Origin of the sequence: Afifella sp. YEN Y35, assembly GCF_047553465.1 — a bacterium.
Lineage (GTDB): Bacteria > Pseudomonadota > Alphaproteobacteria > Rhizobiales > Afifellaceae > Afifella > Afifella aestuarii.
In genome coordinates this window covers 1,818,215-1,834,537 of the sequence record NZ_CP180203.1, presented here as the reverse complement: position 1 = coordinate 1,834,537, position 16,323 = coordinate 1,818,215, and the positions used below count along the sequence as shown (strand labels likewise).

16 protein-coding genes are annotated in these 16,323 nt (G+C 62.7%); 13 read left to right on the top strand and 3 right to left on the bottom strand.

All coding sequences use genetic code 11. From position 1 onward, the window contains the following. Positions 1-16: 16 nt before the first annotated feature. The 3 genes from tssC to tssA are packed head-to-tail and all read right to left on the bottom strand — an operon-like array spanning position 17 to position 3,212. The gene (tssC, locus tag ACK8CP_RS08690; RefSeq protein ID WP_128293171.1) at positions 17-1,495 is read right to left on the bottom strand and encodes a type VI secretion system contractile sheath large subunit; all 1,479 of its coding nucleotides are present in this window, start codon (positions 1,493-1,495) and stop codon (positions 17-19) included. 17 nt (positions 1,496-1,512) lie between these two features. Continuing rightward, positions 1,513-2,040 carry a type VI secretion system contractile sheath small subunit gene (tssB, locus tag ACK8CP_RS08685; protein ID WP_414834008.1) on the bottom strand — a complete coding sequence of 176 codons (528 nt, stop codon included), beginning with the start codon at positions 2,038-2,040 and terminating at the stop codon, positions 1,513-1,515. Between the two features lie 53 nt (positions 2,041-2,093). Next, positions 2,094-3,212, bottom strand: coding sequence for a type VI secretion system protein TssA (gene tssA, locus ACK8CP_RS08680; protein ID WP_414834222.1), 1,119 nt, complete (start codon positions 3,210-3,212; stop codon positions 2,094-2,096). Positions 3,213-3,469: 257 nt separating this feature from the next. On the opposite strand from tssA, the gene tssH reads away from it, so the two are divergent. The 13 genes from tssH (at position 3,470) to ACK8CP_RS08615 (ending at position 16,319) form a co-directional block, all read left to right on the top strand. Beyond that, the gene (tssH, locus tag ACK8CP_RS08675; RefSeq protein WP_414834007.1) at positions 3,470-6,268 is read left to right on the top strand and encodes a type VI secretion system ATPase TssH; all 2,799 of its coding nucleotides are present in this window, start codon (positions 3,470-3,472) and stop codon (positions 6,266-6,268) included. A gap of 45 nt (positions 6,269-6,313) precedes the next feature. Beyond that, positions 6,314-6,790, top strand: a complete 477-nt coding sequence (locus ACK8CP_RS08670; protein ID WP_092809956.1) for an Hcp family type VI secretion system effector — start codon at positions 6,314-6,316, stop codon at positions 6,788-6,790. A 113-nt stretch (positions 6,791-6,903) separates the two neighbouring features. Then, a complete protein-coding gene (locus ACK8CP_RS08665) occupies positions 6,904-7,494 on the top strand; it encodes a hypothetical protein (protein ID WP_234630856.1) in 591 nt (196 codons plus the stop codon). 76 nt (positions 7,495-7,570) lie between these two features. Continuing rightward, the gene (locus ACK8CP_RS08660) at positions 7,571-10,024 is read left to right on the top strand and encodes a type VI secretion system Vgr family protein (protein ID WP_414834006.1); all 2,454 of its coding nucleotides are present in this window, start codon (positions 7,571-7,573) and stop codon (positions 10,022-10,024) included. Positions 10,025-10,027: 3 nt separating this feature from the next. Then, positions 10,028-10,969: a DUF4123 domain-containing protein gene (locus ACK8CP_RS08655; RefSeq protein ID WP_414834005.1), complete on the top strand. Its 942-nt coding sequence runs from the start codon at positions 10,028-10,030 to the stop codon at positions 10,967-10,969. After that, on the top strand, positions 10,966-11,697 hold the full coding sequence (locus tag ACK8CP_RS08650) for a hypothetical protein (RefSeq protein WP_414834004.1): 732 nt from the start codon (positions 10,966-10,968) through the stop codon (positions 11,695-11,697). The genes ACK8CP_RS08655 and ACK8CP_RS08650 overlap by 4 nt, the downstream gene beginning before the upstream one ends. Next, positions 11,694-12,488, top strand: a complete 795-nt coding sequence (locus ACK8CP_RS08645; RefSeq protein WP_414834003.1) for a hypothetical protein — start codon at positions 11,694-11,696, stop codon at positions 12,486-12,488. The genes ACK8CP_RS08650 and ACK8CP_RS08645 overlap by 4 nt, the downstream gene beginning before the upstream one ends. Further along, positions 12,485-12,748: a hypothetical protein gene (locus ACK8CP_RS08640; RefSeq protein ID WP_414834002.1), complete on the top strand. Its 264-nt coding sequence runs from the start codon at positions 12,485-12,487 to the stop codon at positions 12,746-12,748. The genes ACK8CP_RS08645 and ACK8CP_RS08640 overlap by 4 nt, the downstream gene beginning before the upstream one ends. Next, entirely contained in the window at positions 12,745-13,599 is an 855-nt protein-coding gene (locus tag ACK8CP_RS08635; protein ID WP_414834001.1) for a polymorphic toxin type 15 domain-containing protein, read from the top strand. The genes ACK8CP_RS08640 and ACK8CP_RS08635 overlap by 4 nt, the downstream gene beginning before the upstream one ends. 25 nt (positions 13,600-13,624) lie before the next feature. Then, positions 13,625-14,311, top strand: coding sequence for a GAD-like domain-containing protein (locus ACK8CP_RS08630; RefSeq protein WP_414834000.1), 687 nt, complete (start codon positions 13,625-13,627; stop codon positions 14,309-14,311). Positions 14,312-14,315: 4 nt separating this feature from the next. After that, positions 14,316-14,618: a PAAR domain-containing protein gene (locus ACK8CP_RS08625; RefSeq protein WP_414833999.1), complete on the top strand. Its 303-nt coding sequence runs from the start codon at positions 14,316-14,318 to the stop codon at positions 14,616-14,618. A 136-nt stretch (positions 14,619-14,754) separates the two neighbouring features. Beyond that, positions 14,755-15,696, top strand: coding sequence for a DUF4123 domain-containing protein (locus ACK8CP_RS08620; protein ID WP_414833998.1), 942 nt, complete (start codon positions 14,755-14,757; stop codon positions 15,694-15,696). Further along, a complete protein-coding gene (locus ACK8CP_RS08615; RefSeq protein WP_414833997.1) occupies positions 15,693-16,319 on the top strand; it encodes a hypothetical protein in 627 nt (208 codons plus the stop codon). Before ACK8CP_RS08620 ends, ACK8CP_RS08615 begins: the two co-directional genes overlap by 4 nt. Positions 16,320-16,323 lie beyond the last annotated feature (4 nt).

The following is a 16,323-nucleotide window of genomic DNA, read 5'->3' as shown; positions in this document are numbered from 1 at the left end:
GGTCCAAATTGAGCCGCTAACCTTTCGATGGAATACGCGCGACCATGCGCAAAGACGTCGTCAGCTCTTCGAGCTGGAGCCAGGGTCGAAGATGAGCGATCGCATTGTAGGAGCCAGGCCGCCCCGGCACCTCGCGAACCTCGACCCTCGCCTCGCGCAGGGGATAGCTCGCGCGCGATTCTTCGCCGGCTTCCTCGTTGGCGTTCACATAATTCGAGATCCAACGGTTGAGCCAGTTTTCGACGTCGTCGGCCTCCATGAAAGAACCGATTTTGTCCCGACCCATCACCTTCAGGTAATGGGCAAAGCGCGACGTCGCCATCATGTAGGGAAGGCGTGCCGAAATCGCTGCATTGGCCGTGGCACTGGGCAGGTCGTAGATCTTCGGCTTATGGGCCGTCTGTGCGCCGAAAAAGACCGCATAGTCCGTGTTCTTGTAGTGCGACAGCGGCAGGAAACCGAGCTTGCCGAGTTCGGCTTCGCGGCGGTCGGTGATCCCGACCTCTGTCGGGCACTTCAAATCCATGTCGCCGTCGTCGCTGGCGAAGACGTGGGTCGGCAAGTTTTCTACCTTGCCGCCGTTCTCCGCGCCGCGGATCGCTGTGCACCAGCCGCTTCTTGCAAAGGCGTCCGTGAGCCGCGTGCCCATGACATAAGCGGCGTTCATCCAACAATAATGGTCGTGTGGAAGTTCTGCGCCCTTCGCGCCATCCGTCTCGTCGAACGCGAATTCGTCGATGCGCACGGTCTCAGGACTGTAAGGCATTCGGGCGAGAACCCGAGGCATGGCGAGTGCCACAAAGCGAGAATCGTCACTTTCGCGGAAGGAGCGCCATTTCGTGTATTCCACGGTCTCGAAGATCTTTTCGAGGTCTCGCGGACGAGCCAGCTCCCGGAAATCGTTGAAGCCCATCATTTTTGGGCTGGCGCCTCCGATGAAAGGCGCGAACGAGGCGGCCGAGATTGCCGAGATGCCCTGTAGGAGCTGTACGTCCTCGAATGAATTGTCGAACTCGTAGTCGCCGACGAGTGCACCCATGGGCTCGCCGCCGGGCGTGCCGAACTCGTCTTCGTAGATCGACTTGAAAAGCAGCGACTGATCGAATTCCACGGCCTTGTCGAGATCGCGCGTCAGATCCCGTTTGGTCGCGTTGAGGACGCGGATTTTGAGATTGGCGCTGGTCTCGGAATTCTTGACCAAATAGTGGAGGCCACGCCACGTCCCCTCGAGCTTGCTGAACTCCGGCGTGTGCATGATGGCGGCGAGCTGACGCGAAATGACGCGGTCGATCTCGGCGATCGCCTTGTTCAGGGTGACGGTGAGGTTGCGATCGTAGACGACCGTTCCCTTGAGCGCCTGATCTGTCAGGGTGCGCAAGAGGTTTTCCGCACGGTCGGGCGTCGTCTGCCGGGTGGCGGAGACGACTTTGGCAAGAAGATTTTCCTCCTCGACCGCGACCTCAGCCTTCGGCTCCAGTTGCGTTTCCTGGCTCATGTCAGGTCTCCCTCGACTTATTCTGGCTCACTGCTGCTCGCCTCGGCCCGTCGACTATTGGACAATTCGCCGACAAGCTTGTCGAGGTCGCCCTTGTTCTGCAGAACGTCTTCCAGAAGACGCTCCAGGTCTTCGGAGCGATCGGCTTTGCTCATCAGGTCGCGCAATTCATTGCGGGCATCGAGCAGAGCCTTCAGTGCAGGCACTTGATTGACGACTGCGCCTGGCTCGAAGTCGGAAAGACTATCGAAGCGCAGCGACACCTGCATGTCGGTGCCGTCGTCCGCCAACGTGTTCTCGACGGAGAGGTTGAGGCCGGGCGTCATGCGCCGCATCACCTCGTCGAAATTGTCGCGATCGATCTGCACGAACTTGCGCTCGCCGAACGGCTTCAGAGGTTCGGTCGGATCGCCGGAAAAGTCCCCGAGGACACCCACGACGAAAGGCAGCTCCTTGACCACCATCGCGCCTTCGGTTTCCACCTCGTATTTGATGTGGACTCTCGGCTTGCGGACCCTTTCCAGTTTCTGGTGAACGCTTTCCATTGGTTCGCTCCTTCAAGAGATTGATGGACGTCGCGACGACGTGCTGGCCATGGTCACGATGCGGCCTCGCCGTTTTCAGCCCCTGCTTTGGGCGGCTGGATGCCGGCAGCCGTAAGCACCTGCTTGCGAGTTGCTGGATCGGGCAGAAGCTCGCCGAGCAGATCGACGAAATCCATCCGCCCACGGCGCACCAGCGTTTCGATCGACGCCGCAATGGGCGAGTGGGGTTCGCTCCTGCGGAAATACCGGGCGATCAGCCCCAACGCCTCAAACGCCTCATCGCGTGATCCAATGACCAGAGATCCAATCCTGGGCGCCGACAGCTCGACAGCGCCATCGGTTTGATCCGCACCATTGCCGGACGTGCTCGGCGAGATTTCTTCGTTTGCCTTTGAAAAGGGGCGCGCGCCGGTTTCATCGGACGCGGCTGCGGGATCGTCTTGGAGGTTGGCGAGGACACGAATGGCAGCGGCTGCCTCGGCGAGGACAGTGCGCGTGTTGGAACTGGGCGGAGCACCGGCGCCGCACCGCTCATCGACGACCGCCACCAATTGGTTGAATGCGGCAAGGCATTCCGTCGCTTCTCGATGGCGGGTGGCCATCGCGCCGGTTCCGGCTTCGCTGACCGCTTCGTCCAGCGCTTCCTTCCGGTCGGCGCTGTCGTCGCGTTGCGACAGCTGGTAATCCCATAGGCTGTGCTCGCCGAAATGTGCTCCTGGAACGAGAGGGGTGAGGCGGACAGGCTGAATCAGGGTGCCCTCGCCACCGATGCCGTTCAAGCCGGCCAGTGGAGCCACCTTGTCCTCCAATTCGCCATCACCGACCGAGTGCAGATCATCCCAATGGTCTGTGACGAGCGCTGTCATCGCCGTGAAGACGTCGCGCAGCCCCGCGAAGCCTTCCAGACGCAGTTGAGCTTCGGCGAGCCAGGCGAGGATTTCGAGATCCTTCGCGCGGTTGATCAGGATGTCGTTGGCGAGGTCATGAACCTCGCGCCATTTTTGAGATAGCCGGATGGGCTCGCTGGGCGCGATCGAGCGTTCTTCGCTGCGAGCGGCGTTCCGGCTGTCCTTGATCCGGTAATAGAGCTCTCGCGTGTCCGGCGATCTGCGTGGATTCCCACCGCATGGCGTTCGCGAATCGAACGTGGCCGTGATGGCAGGAATGTCCAAACGCACGATGCAACCTCGGATTACAGCGCAACCTAATCGAGGAGGCCGTCAAAGAGCGACCCTTCCGACACATGGGCTCCCAAGCGGCGAAAACGTCGCTGCACAGAAGCTCAGGAAAGATTGTTTTATCGCCAATATCTCGTCAGTAAAGACGGACTTCACAAAAAAAATATCTTGGAGTTTTTTAATTCTGCCATATTCTTGAAATGGGCTGCCCGCGATGATAGCGGCCTGACTGGTGGGCGAGTGATTTATCCATGTCGCGGATCAGCATAGATAAAATTATAGAGAAGTTAGATTCGGGTTGCCGGGCATCTCTGGAGAGAGCTGCTGTAATCGCGGCCGGATCATCTAACGTGACCGTGGACATCCCTCACTGGCTTTCCGCCCTGCTCGATGAGCGGGAAGTGCAGGAACTGCTTGATCGTAATCGCGTTTCAGTTGAATCGGCGCGCCGCGAACTGACGTCCGCCCTCGACGATTTGCCACGAGGCGACGGACAATCGCTGACGCTTTCGCCGAACCTCATCCTTTGGGCGCGGGAAGCTTTTACGCTCGCCAATTTGCAATATGGTCGATCGCGTATCGCGTCGGGTGATTTGCTCGCGGCACTCCTGGATGAGCCGACGTTGCGGGCGATTCTGCGAGGAGCCGCGCCGTCCTTGAGGGCGCTGTCGAGCGAGGCGCTGGACGCTGAACTTCTGGCGGCAAGAGGCGATCAGGAGGAAGCGCGCGCCCTGCCATTGGCGGCGAGAGCCGGGACGGGCGACGATTTTCTGGCTCTGTACACTCAGGATCTGACGGGGGCGGCCCGCGAAGGGCGGATCGACCCGGTGATCGGCCGCGAGCGCGAGCTGCGGCAGGTGGTCGACGTCTTGATGCGGCGGCGTCAGAACAACCCGATTCTTGTCGGCGAGGCGGGTGTCGGCAAGACGGCGATCGCGGAAGCGCTGGCGCTCGAGATCGTCTCCGGTGCGCTACCCGAACAGCTGGCCGACGTCCGTCTCTTGTCTCTCGATCTCGGCCTCCTGCAGGCCGGTGCCGGGATCAAAGGTGAGTTCGAGCGGCGGCTGCGCGGTGTGATCGATGCCGTGAAGGCGAGCCCCGAGCCGATCATTCTGTTCATCGACGAAGCGCATATGCTGATGGGGGCGGGCGCCCAGGCTGGCCAAGGCGATGCGGCCAACCTGTTGAAACCTGCGCTGGCGCGCGGCGAGTTGCGCACGCTCGCAGCGACCACCTTCTCCGAATACAAGCGCTATATCGAAAAGGATGCGGCTCTGACCCGCCGCTTTCAGGCCGTCAAGGTGGATGAGCCAGACGAAGGCCGCGCCGTCGCTATGCTCCGCGGCATCGCCGATCGTTTCGAAGCGCACCATGGGGTGGTCATCCGCCATAGCGCACTGGCCGCCGCCGTCTCGTTGTCTGCGCGCTACATCCCCGACCGGCAATTGCCGGACAAGGCGATCAGCCTCATCGACACGGCGGCCGCGAGCGTTGCGCTCGGACGTCATGGTCCGCCGGATCCGATCCGCACCGCAGAAGCTGAGAAACAGCGTCTCGAGGCCGAACATCGGTGGCTTTCGCGCGAGCCGGCGAACACCGAAGCGAGCGAGCGGCTTGCCGCCATTCTGGCGCGGCAGAGCGAGCTTGAAGAGACCATTGCCGAGGTTGAGCGACGCTATGAGACCCAACGTCGACTCGCTGACGATGCCGACCGGATCGAGGCGTTGCTCGTGCGTTCCGAGCCGGGCAGGGAGAGCGGTTCGGAGGACGACGCCCCACCTCGGCTTGCAGCGCGGAACGACGACGCAGTCGTGGCCTTGCCTTTAGACGGCGAGCAGGATCGCGATGCGCTCCAGGCTGCGCTCGCCGATGCCGAGCGGCGGATCAAGGAAGAGGCCGGGGCCGATCCGTTGGTGCCGCGTGTCGTCGACGGCGAGACCGTCGCCGCCGTCGTCGCGCGCTGGACGGGTATTCCTGTCGGCAAGCTTTTGGCCGATGAAATCGCCACGGTCAGGTCGCTGGACGAGCGGCTGAAGGAACGCATCATCGGCCAGGATCCGGCTCTCGACCGGATCGCAGCCTCAATGCGCTCTGCCCGTGCCGGATTGTCGGATCCGCGCCGCCCGCCTGCAGTGTTCCTCCTCGTCGGTCTGTCCGGCACCGGCAAGACCGAGACGGCGCTGGCTCTGGCCGATCTTCTCTACGGCGGCCCGCAGCACATGACCACCATCAACATGTCGGAGTTCAAGGAGGAGCATAAGGTCTCGATGCTGCTCGGCTCGCCTCCCGGCTATGTCGGATATGGCGAAGGCGGCGTGTTGACCGAGGCGGTGCGGCGGCGGCCTTACGGAGTTCTTCTCCTCGACGAGATCGACAAGGCCCATCCGGGCGTTCAGGACATCTTTTTCCAGGTCTTCGACAAGGGCGTGCTTCGCGACGGCGAAGGCCGGGATGTCGACTTCAAGCACACGACCATCCTGATGACCGCAAACAGCGGTGCGGAGCTTCTCGCTCAATTGGCTGACGATCCGGACACCATGCCGACCGGGGACGCGCTCGAGGCCCTCATTGCCGGGGAATTGAAGAAGCACTTCAAGCCGGCATTTCTCGGGCGCACCACCATTCTTCCCTACCTCCCGCTGGATGAGGCGGCACTTGCCAAGATCGTGGCGCTGCAGCTGGAAAAAATCCGCGTGCGCGTGGAGGAGCGCTACGGCGCCGATCTCATCCTGAGCGATGCGGCCCGCAAGCGGCTGGTTTCGGCCGCACGCGTTTCCGAGATGGGCGCGCGCGTGATCGAGGCAATGATCGGCCGGGATCTTCTGCCGCAGATTTCGAGCCTCTTTCTGCAGTCGATGCTGGAAGGCCGCCGCATTCGTCGCGTGAGCGTCAGCCATAACGACGCCGCGGGCTTCGGCCTCGATCCCGTTTATGTCGAGCCAGAAGAAGAATTCGCCGGTTCGAGAGACGAGCCGTCGAAGCGCGCGATGCCGGACGCCGAGTTGGGCGCGCCGGACGTCGCAAAACGCCGTCAGGCATCCGCGTCCTGACAGTTTCTTTTCGTGTCAAAGAGGACCACAGGAGAGTACGACGTCATGCCCATCTATCTCCAAATCGACGGTATCCAGGGCGATGCGACCCACGAACAGCATCGCAAGTGGATGGATATCGAGGCGATCCACTGGAACGTGTCGCGCAACATGAACACGTCGGCCGGCTCGGCTGCGAACCGCGAGGCCTCCGAGCCGACCGTTTCGGAAGTCGTTCTGACCAAGGTGAGCGATTCCTCGGCGACCAAGTTGTTCCAGGAGGCCTGCTCCGGGTCCACCGGCAAGCGGGCGACGATCCACATGGTGACGACGGGTAATCCCGGAAACACCTATCTCGAATACACGCTGACCAACACGCTGATCGCGAATTATTCGATCGATTCCTCGGGCGATCGCCCGGTGGAGACGATCAAGCTGAACTTCACCAAGATGGAAGTGAAGTACACGCCGTACGACGAGAACCAGACGCCGCAATCGCCGATGATCGCATCCTACGATCTGGCGACGACGAAGGCGGCGTAACGTCTGCCTCAACCGATCTCCGGTCGCCGGCATGAGGCTGGCGGCCGGCTACCTGCCCCGCGGCCGCACAGCGCGTGGGCAATGTCCCGTTGATCGAAGGGAGGCCATTCGCGATGGCGCTTGATGATATCCAGAAGGTGTCGCCGACCGCGCAGCACCTCATCGTCGAATACACGTCGACGGAAAGCGTGGCCAATATGGCCGGTCCCAGCCTCAAGACGCGCGGCATCACCGTCGCCAGGACGCTGCATCTGCAGATCATGCGCTACGTCTATACGATGGTCGAAGCCGAGGACGTCTATTTCGAAGGACGCCGGCTCGATCACATGCCGGGCATCCGTGAATTCGTCACCGAATGGCTGAAGCCCGGCGAGCAGATCACCAGTCGTCCGAACGGCAACTATTCGGTGCTGAGCGCCTATACGGGCAAGAAGAACGTCGTCGTGGCCATCGCCATGCAGAAGAAGCTCGTCGACTTCGCCACCCCCTTCATTGATCTCGTCGGCGACGATCCGGCGCCCGAGAAGGTGCTTTACGGCAACCCGATGGTGCCGTTCGTCCAACGCGGCGACCTGCCGCCGCTCGCGGCCGCCTATTACAACACGCGCACGCGCCGCTTTGAGGTGATCGAGAGCCCGGAGCGGGCGCGCCTGTTGCCGGAGTTCCTGCGTCGCTTCGGCAATCGCGAGGCCTTGCTCGGCTGATGGCTGGCTCGCGCAGCGAGCAACGGCCTGCGCCAACTGGCCCACGTCGACTGGCCCGCGCCAATTGGAGAAAGTGATGGACGACCTGACGGATACGATCGAGACGGGCTCGGCTTCGGATTTCATTCAGGCGGGGCGTGTTCTGAAGGTGGTCTCGCCCTTGGGTGAGGACGTGCTTCTGCCGGAGCGCGCGACGATCGTCGAAGGGGTGAACGAGCTCTTCTCCATCGAGCTGGTGGTCAGGGCCAAGCGCGAGGCGGTGGAGCCGGGCGAGCTGATCGGCCGGCGGATCGATGTGCTGGTGGAGATCCAGCAGGGCGCCGGTGAGGAGGGCGGCGGCTTCGGCGGCGGGGGCGGCGAGGATTCCAAGATCCGCCGGCCGTTCAACGCGCTCGTCACCGATCTTGACGAGGGCCCGATGGTCACCCGCGGCGTGCGCTCCTACACGCTGACGCTGCGCCCCGAAATGTGGCTTCTGTCGCGGCGCTCCGACTGTCGCATTTTTCTCGACAAGACGGCGATGGAGGTGGCCGAGCTCCTGTTTGCCGAGCATGGGCTGACGGCGCCGGATTTTTCCGGCGTGATCCTCAATCCGCCTGCGCAGCATTATTCGGTGCAATGGAACGAGACGGACCTCGCCTATGTGCTGCGCCGCTTCGAAGAAGACGGCCTGTTCTACTGGTTCGAGCACGAGGAGGGCCGGCACAAGCTGATGGTGGGCGACCACCAGAGCGCCTGGTCGAAGCCGTCGGCCGCGGCTCAAGGCGAGGCGGCGATGCGCATCGCGCAAGGGTCCTCCGACCGCAACCACATCGACGCATGGCGGCGGCGCTATTCCTATGTCTCGGGCAAACGCTCCGGCGCCGACTGGAATTTCGAGACGCCGAACACGGTGCCCTCGGCGGAGACGCCCTCGCTCGTCGAGCTGCCGGAGAATGCCAGACGCGAGCTTTATGAATATCCGGCCCGCGCCATGGATGTGGCCGCGCATGAGCGCATGGAAAAGCTCCGCATGCAGGCGTCGGAGGCCGATCACGACCGGGTCAAGGCGGCCTCCAACATCCGCGTGGTGGAGCCCGGGCGGCGGTTTGCGCCCTATGAAGTGGCCCATCCGGAAAAGCGCTACGAGGAGCATGTGGTGATCCGCGCGGTGCACCAGGTGGTGGACCGCTCCTACGAGACGGCGGAGGACGAGCCGGAATACCGCAACGAATTCGAAGCGATGCCCTCGCGCATTCCGCTGACGCCGCACCGCGCGACGAAGCGCCCGCGCATCGAGGGGGCGCAGGTGGGCATCGTCGCGGGCCCGGAAGGCGAGGAGATCCACTGCGACCAGTACGGCCGGGTCAAACTGTGGTTCCCCTGGGACCGGCGGGCGAAGAAGGACGGCTCCGACACCTGCTGGGTGCGCGTCTCACAAAGCTGGGCCGGCGGTACCTGGGGCGGCCAGATCATCCCACGCATCGGCATGGAGGCGATGGTCTCCTACATCGACGGCGACCCCGACCGCCCGCTGATTACGGGATTGGTGCCGAACCCGCAGCAGGCCGTGCCTTACGATCTGCCGGCGAACAAGACGCGCTCGATCATCCGCTCGAACTCGCACAAATCGGAAGGCTTCAACGAGCTGACATTCGAGGATGCGACGGGTGCGGAGAACATGTTTCTGCATGCCCAGAAGGATCAGACGACACGGGTTCTGAACAACCGCACCAAGCGGGTGGACGCGCATGAGGTGGCCTCGATCGGCGGCAACCGGGCGCTGGAAGTGGCGCGGAACCAGAAGACCGAGGTCGGCGGTTCGATGAACCTGACGGTCGGCGGGACGGGGGCAATGGCGGCCGGGCTGATGACGCAGGTGGCCGGGCTTGCCGGCCACACGGCAGGGCTGCTGTCTCAGGCGGGCGCGATCGCCGGTGGCGGCGGCGCGGCGCTGACAGGCTTTGCCGGCACGCTCGCCTCTTCGGCGCTGGGCTTTCTCGGCATGGGCGGCCTCGGCGCGCGCGACGGCGTCGTCTCGGGCCCGAACCCGCGCGCCGATGCGGGCACGGCGCTCGCCGGGTCTGGTGCCGGCATGGGCGAGGACGCGTCGAACCTCTTCCCCTTCGGCGGCATCATGAACACCGTCGTCGGCGCCTTCAAATCCGACACCGTCGGCGTCGCCCGCGCCGAGCAGATCGGCGTGAGCAAGGTCACAAATGTCGGCGCGACGCAGATGACGTATGTCGGCAAGGAGCAGCGCACGAACGTCGGCGAGACCATCCGCGTCGATGTCGGCAAGCTCTACAACCTGGTGTCGGGCGAGAAGGTCCATGGCGAGACCAAGATCTGGGAGATCTACTGCGACGACGTCATCCATCTCTCGACACCCGGCGGCTATATCGAGCTGAACAAGAAGGGCATCAAACTCTACGCCTTGAAGATCGACATCGAAGGCAACGCCATCAATTTCAAGAAGGGTGGGCCAGGCCAAGGGTCGTCCTGCCTGCGCAAGATGGCGAGTTCGTCGACGCCGTTCGTGAGGATGTGACCGATGGAGGAGACGCCAAACCTCGATCTGCCGAGAAGCAGCGACGCGGCTCGGACGATCCGAGCCCTCCTCGGTGCGGCGGGATCCCCGATATTCGCGGTTCTGGACGGCGGGCAGTTCGATGACCTTCCTGGCCTGCTGGGCGAGGAGGATATCGAATGCCGTTCGCTGTTTCGGGAGGGAGGCGACGCTGACCACCGTCTCGCCGGCCCCTGGCTGGTGCCTGCATCGGACGTTCTCACCCAGTCCTACGTGGAGCGCCTCGACGCCAAGGCGCCCTGCGCGGTCTATTGGCTCTGCCCTGCGGGCGAGGACCGTCTTTGGCGGCATTTGCGGACACTGAATGAGGTTCTGATCCCGCGCGAGGAAAGTGCGCATCAAGGCAAGGCAACGGCCGGTGCCGGCTATGAGCGAGTGCTGTTTCGCCATTGGGACCCGAATGTCCTCGCGCCCGTCCTGCCCATCCTGACGCGCCCCCAGTTTTCCCGCTTCCTGGGGCCGGCTCGGCGCGTGGTTTTTAACGCGCCGGATTATGGCGGGGTCAAACGCGTTGGCGCCGCCGACGACCTGCCGCCCGCACCGCCGGGACCGTTGCGCTTCGAGCCGGAACAGATGGATCGCCTCAAGGCGGCGATGCTGCATGCCTCGCGCCTGCGCATTGCGCGCTTTTTGAAAGGTCATGTGCCGCCGCACTTCTCCGGGGTGAACGACGACTTCGTCTGGGGCGCGACGCTGGCGAGCGAGAAAAGTGCCGACGAGCTCGGCATCCGCACGGAGCGCGGGCGGGCGCGCTGGGCCACTGTGATGGTGGTCTCGGATGGCAAGGCCGCGGAGATGCCGGAGGTGCGCGACTATGTGCGCGGCGGCAATCCCGACGAGCGGGTGAAATCGCTGATCGGCCATGCGGTGGATGCGCTGCGCTCCGGCGCCGCGGCGGCCTCATGACGACGACGGGGACGATCGCCGGCGTTGGCGGCCGGGTCGCGGGCGGCGTTCTCGGCGGGGCGATCGGCAGCGTGTTCGGACCTGTCGGTCTATGGATTGGCCGGGCGGTTGGCTCGCGCGTCGGTGGCATGGCGGCCAAAGCGGCGGCCGAAGCCCTCGCGAGCTATATGGAAGAGGCCAACGACGATGCCGAGACGCAGACCAAGGACGACGCCCAGGAGCAGCCCTGCAAGGATTGCGAGCAGGAGTGCCGCGATCTCGAAAAGCAGATGAACGACGAAATGTACGCCAACAAGCGCGGCCCCGGCGGCCGGGGCAAGCATGGTTTGGCGCTGCGCCGCGCCGAGCAGATTTGCGGTCCCTACGGCCCGGGTGAGACGAAGATGGACTCTGTCGTGAAAGGCGGGCGGCACATTCTCAAGGAGAGCAAACCGTGGGAGACACACGCCACGGAAATCAGAAACCAACAAGCGAAGCTAAGAGAACTGAGGGACAAGTACAACAAACTAGGATGCCCGAAACTTTCCGATTCAAAGTCGAACATGAGCTCGGTGAATAGAATGCTCGACCCTAAATTCAACCCGACGCCCGATGAATGGCTTGGCCCCGATCATCCTTCGTGCCAGGGTTTGAAAGATCTCATCAGAAATAACGCCACGCCGGAACTTCCGGAGTTCCGGTTTCCGGGGAGCGGCCGTCAAGGCGGAGGCGGGGTGCCCGTGTCATGAGGCAGCTGAGCGATGACAAACTGGACAGCGCCGCGATCCGCCCGTTCTTCGTGATGTCGTCGACGGACCTGTTCTTCGCGCACCGCGAACTGCTGGGCTGCAGCTTCTTCACCAAGGATCTGCAGACCGGCTTGCGGGAATGGCTCGATCGCGAGACCTATTGGTGCATCAAGATGACGTTCGAGAATTGGCAGGAGGGGTTCGCTCGTTTCATCTCCGACAATCGCCATCTCGGCAGGTCGCTGGAGCTTTATGTCCGCTGGCTAGACAGGATTTCGGACGGGCGCAAACCACAATTTATTAGTTCCTTGGGAGAGTGGAAGAGCGCGTTCTACCTTTTGCGCAACCGCCCTTCTATTGCATTCAGCCCTGAAAACGCCGCGATGCACCGGCTCTGCATGGAGAAATACATCCAGCTTTTTGATCGCCGCGCGGCGCCAGTCGATGAGTTCATCCGCTCCATCATGCCGGAGTGGGATTGCTACCCAGGCAGCGAGGAGCGGAAACGGCACAACCTCGAAGCAAAGAGCGAGTGGGACGCCGGCATCTATGAATGGGTGGTGCTGGACGACGAGGTCTATGTCGACGTTGCGCTTGGTGTGAGTACGGACAGAGCGTTCTTTCGCGATTTCATCGATTTTTATACTTTGACGTTCAGCGAAGAAGAAAAGGCGAACTATTACCTTGAGTTCGCCTCGATCGCCCTCGCGAACGACCTTTGCGCCGACTACGGCATGGCGCTGCCGCTGGAAGCCCTCTACGAGCCCGACCCGGACGGGCCGGAAAAGTGACCTCGCGCTTCTCCGGGGTTAATGACGATTTTGTCCGGGGCGCGACGCTGGCGAGCGAGAAAAGTGCCGACGAGCTCGGCATCCGCACGGAGCGCGGGCGGGCGCGCTGGGCCACTGTGATGGTGGTCTCGGATGGCAAGGCCGCGGAGATGCCGGAGGTGCGCGACTATGTGCGCGACGGCAATCCGGATGAGCGGGTGAAATCGCTGATCGGCCATGCGGTGAATGCGCTGCGCTCCGGCGCCGCGGCGGCCTCATGACGACGGCGGGGACGATCGCCGGTGTCGGCGGCCGGGTGGCGGGCGGCGTTCTCGGCGGGGCGATCGGCAGCGTGTTCGGACCTGTCGGTCTATGGATTGGCCGGGCGGTCGGCTCGCGCGTCGGTGGCATGGCGGCCAAAGCCGCGGCCGAAGCCCTCGCGAGCTATATGGAAGAGGCCAACGACGATGCCGAGACGCAGACCAAGGACGACGAAGCTGCCGTTCCCTGCGAGGACTGCGGTGACATAGGCTGCTTCAAACCGAAGAAGGGGGCGACGGCAGAAGACAACGCGGAAATGGAACGCCAGTTGAAGGAACAGCAGGACGCGATCAACGATATCCCGCCGGATCAACTCGTCAACAACATGGAGAGCTACGAAGCTGCAGGACGTGGTGCGTCGGACGCTGCAAGCCGAGCGGCTGCACGAAATGACTGGATTTCAGAGACCGCAGCAGAGTTGATGGAAAGCGGCATGTCGGAGCCCGACGCGGTTTCGGAAGCGAAAAGCAGGGCAAGAACGATGGACGTGATCCACACGCCTGATCTGTCAGCGGGAGGCACCGGCGATCTTTCGAGCTACAACCGCGGACTTGCGTCTAAAGGCGTAAATCGATCCATCGGCTCACAATGGTCAAAGAAGGCGCCGGGAGCAGACGAAACACGGCTCGAGCAGCTGAAAAAGCATGCCGAGCAGGCGCACAAGCGCGGGGAAAAAATGAACGTCAAGCTGAAAATGTGCGATGATAAGTCGGAAGAAGATCCGGATGATACGCCCGAACCTGAAGGTGGGGACGGTGGAGCAAGTGGGCAGGGAAACGTTCAATCCGACGATATAGGGCTGACCTCATAAGTAGAAGTGGAAGGATGCGATACACATGTCAGTCTGCCGGAAACGGCTCGAAGAGCTCATCGAAAAATTTTCTGCTGCAAATTATGCCGCAGCTGAAGAACCAATCAGCGACATCAAGAATGTTTACAGAGGCCATTTGCCGGAAGCGATGCTGGAAATCTGGGACCGAGTGGGCCTAGGGGTATTCTTCGACGGTTTCTTTCAGCTCTGCGATCCTAGACGCTACGATTCGGTTATCGAGATGATCTTCGACGGCGACCCGGATTTCGACTGCGAAGCGACGCATGTCCTAGGGTTCAGCGCCTTTGGTCGGTTGCTGGCCTGGAACGAAACCCATCGGATTGTGAATGTCGATCTGGTGAATGGACAGGTCTCGAGCCGGTCATTTTTTCGCCCGAAGCCGGAAATTGAGCCGAGCATGACACTGATAAGTGGATTGGCAGTCGCCGATCAGCCAGCTTCTGATATCATGGACAAAAACGGCAAGGGCATGTTCGCCCGCGCTCGGAAGAGGCTCGGGCCTCTGCCCTACGGCTCTATCTACGGCTTTCGGCCAATCCTGGCCCTCGGCGGTCCGCGCGATCCCGGCCGGTTGAGCATCTACGAGGCGACGACGCATATGACAATTCTGGCGCAGGCGGCCCCAATGAGGCTGGTGGACCATGCGACGCTGCAACCGCGGATCTTGCGGATGATCGGCGAGCAAGGCTGACGTCATGCCCGGTAAACCGGTCACTCTCAAAGGCCACGCCCATGTCTGCCCGGCGGTCGATCCGGGGCCGAAGCCGCATGTCGGCGGGCCGGTGGTGTCGACGCAGCAGACATTCGTGACCGTGGACGGCGTGCCGATCGCCACGATCGGCGACAAAGCGCTGTGCTCCGGCGTGCCGACGACGGCGGCGATCACCGGCGGTTCGTCGGTGGCGACGATCGAAGGCAAGCGCGTCGCCCGCCTCGGCGATGCTTGTGAACACGGTGGCCAACTCACCCAGGGCGTGCCCTGGTTGACCTTCGAATGAGGTGAGCACCGCCTGAGGCTAAGCGAGCACGAGGAAGGCCGGCACAAGCTGATGGTGGGCGACCATCCGAGGCCAAGGGTCGTCCTGCCTGCGCAAGATGGCGAGTTCGTCGACGCCGTTCGTGAGGATGTGACCGATGGAGGAGACGCCAAACCTCGATCTGCCGAGAAGCAGCGACGCGGCTCGGACGATCCGAGCCCTCCTCGGTGCGGCGGGATCCCCGATATTTGCGGTTCTGGACGGCGGGCAGTTCGATGACCTTCCTGGCCTGCTGGGCGAGGAGGATATCGAATGCCGTTCGCTGTTTCGGGAGGGAGGCGACGCTGACCACCGTCTCGCCGGCCCCTGGCTGGTGCCTGCATCGGACGTTCTCACCCAGTCCTACGTGGAGCGCCTCGACGCCAAGGCGCCCTGCGCGGTCTATTGGCTCTGCCCTGCGGGCGAGGACCGTCTTTGGCGGCATTTGCGGACACTGAATGAGGTTCTGATCCCGCGCGAGGAAAGTGCGCATCAAGGCAAGGCAACGGCCGGTGCCGGCTATGAGCGAGTGCTGTTTCGCCATTGGGACCCGAATGTCCTCGCGCCTGTCCTGCCCATCCTGACGCGCCCCCAGTTTTCCCGCTTCTTGGGGCCGGCTCGGCGCGTGGTCTTCAACGCGCCGGATTATGGCGGGGTCAAACGCGTAGGCGCCGCCGACGACCTGCCGCCCGCACCGCCGGGACCGTTGCGCTTCGAGCCGGAACAGATGGATCGCCTCAAGGTGGCGATGCTGCATGCCTCGCGCCTGCGCATCGCGCGCTTTTTGAAAGGTCATGTGCCGCCGCACTTCTCCGGGGTGAACGACGACTTCGTCTGGGGCGCGACGCTGGCGAGCGAGAAAAGTGCCGACGAGCTCGGCATCCGCACGGAGCGCGGGCGGGCGCGCTGGGCCACTGTGATGGTGGTCTCGGATGGCAAGGCCGCGGAGATGCCGGAGGTGCGCGACTATGTGCGCGGCGGCAATCCCGACGAGCGGGTGAAATCGCTGATCGGCCATGCGGTGGATGCGCTGCGCTCCGGCGCCGCGGCGGCCTCATGACGACGGCGGGGACGATCGCCGGTGTCGGCGGCCGGGTGGCGGGCGGCGTTCTCGGCGGGGCGATCGGCAGCGTGTTCGGACCTGTCGGTCTATGGATTGGCCGGGCGGTTGGCTCGCGCGTCGGTGGCATGGCGGCCAAAGCGGCGGCCGAAGCCCTCGCGAGCTATATGGAAGAGGCCAACGACGATGCCGAGACGCAGACCAAGGACGACGAAGCCGCGGATGCCTGTGTCGATTGCCAACCGCCGCAACGCCGGCATGACCCATGCCGCACCAAAGGTAACGACCCGACGAAAGAAAACAACACCGTCTGGGACCCCGAGATAGCGGACCAAGTGCGCGCCGATATTCAGATGATCCGAGAAGGCAGGGTTCCGAAGATGTCTGGAACCTGGACCGTCAATGGAAGGACCTACGGACTTCATGGAAACTCGCTGCATCCTCAATCGGGGATTGGACTTACGAACCTCAGCCGAAGTCAACACAAATTTTTAAAAATGTTAAATCAAAAAGGATGCAAAGGAGGAATGGAATTTGCAGAATATCTTAAAAAGAACGGAAAGATATCTCAGGAGGAGATAGATAGTGTTCTAGATCTATGGAAAAAATGTTCAACATCATAAATAG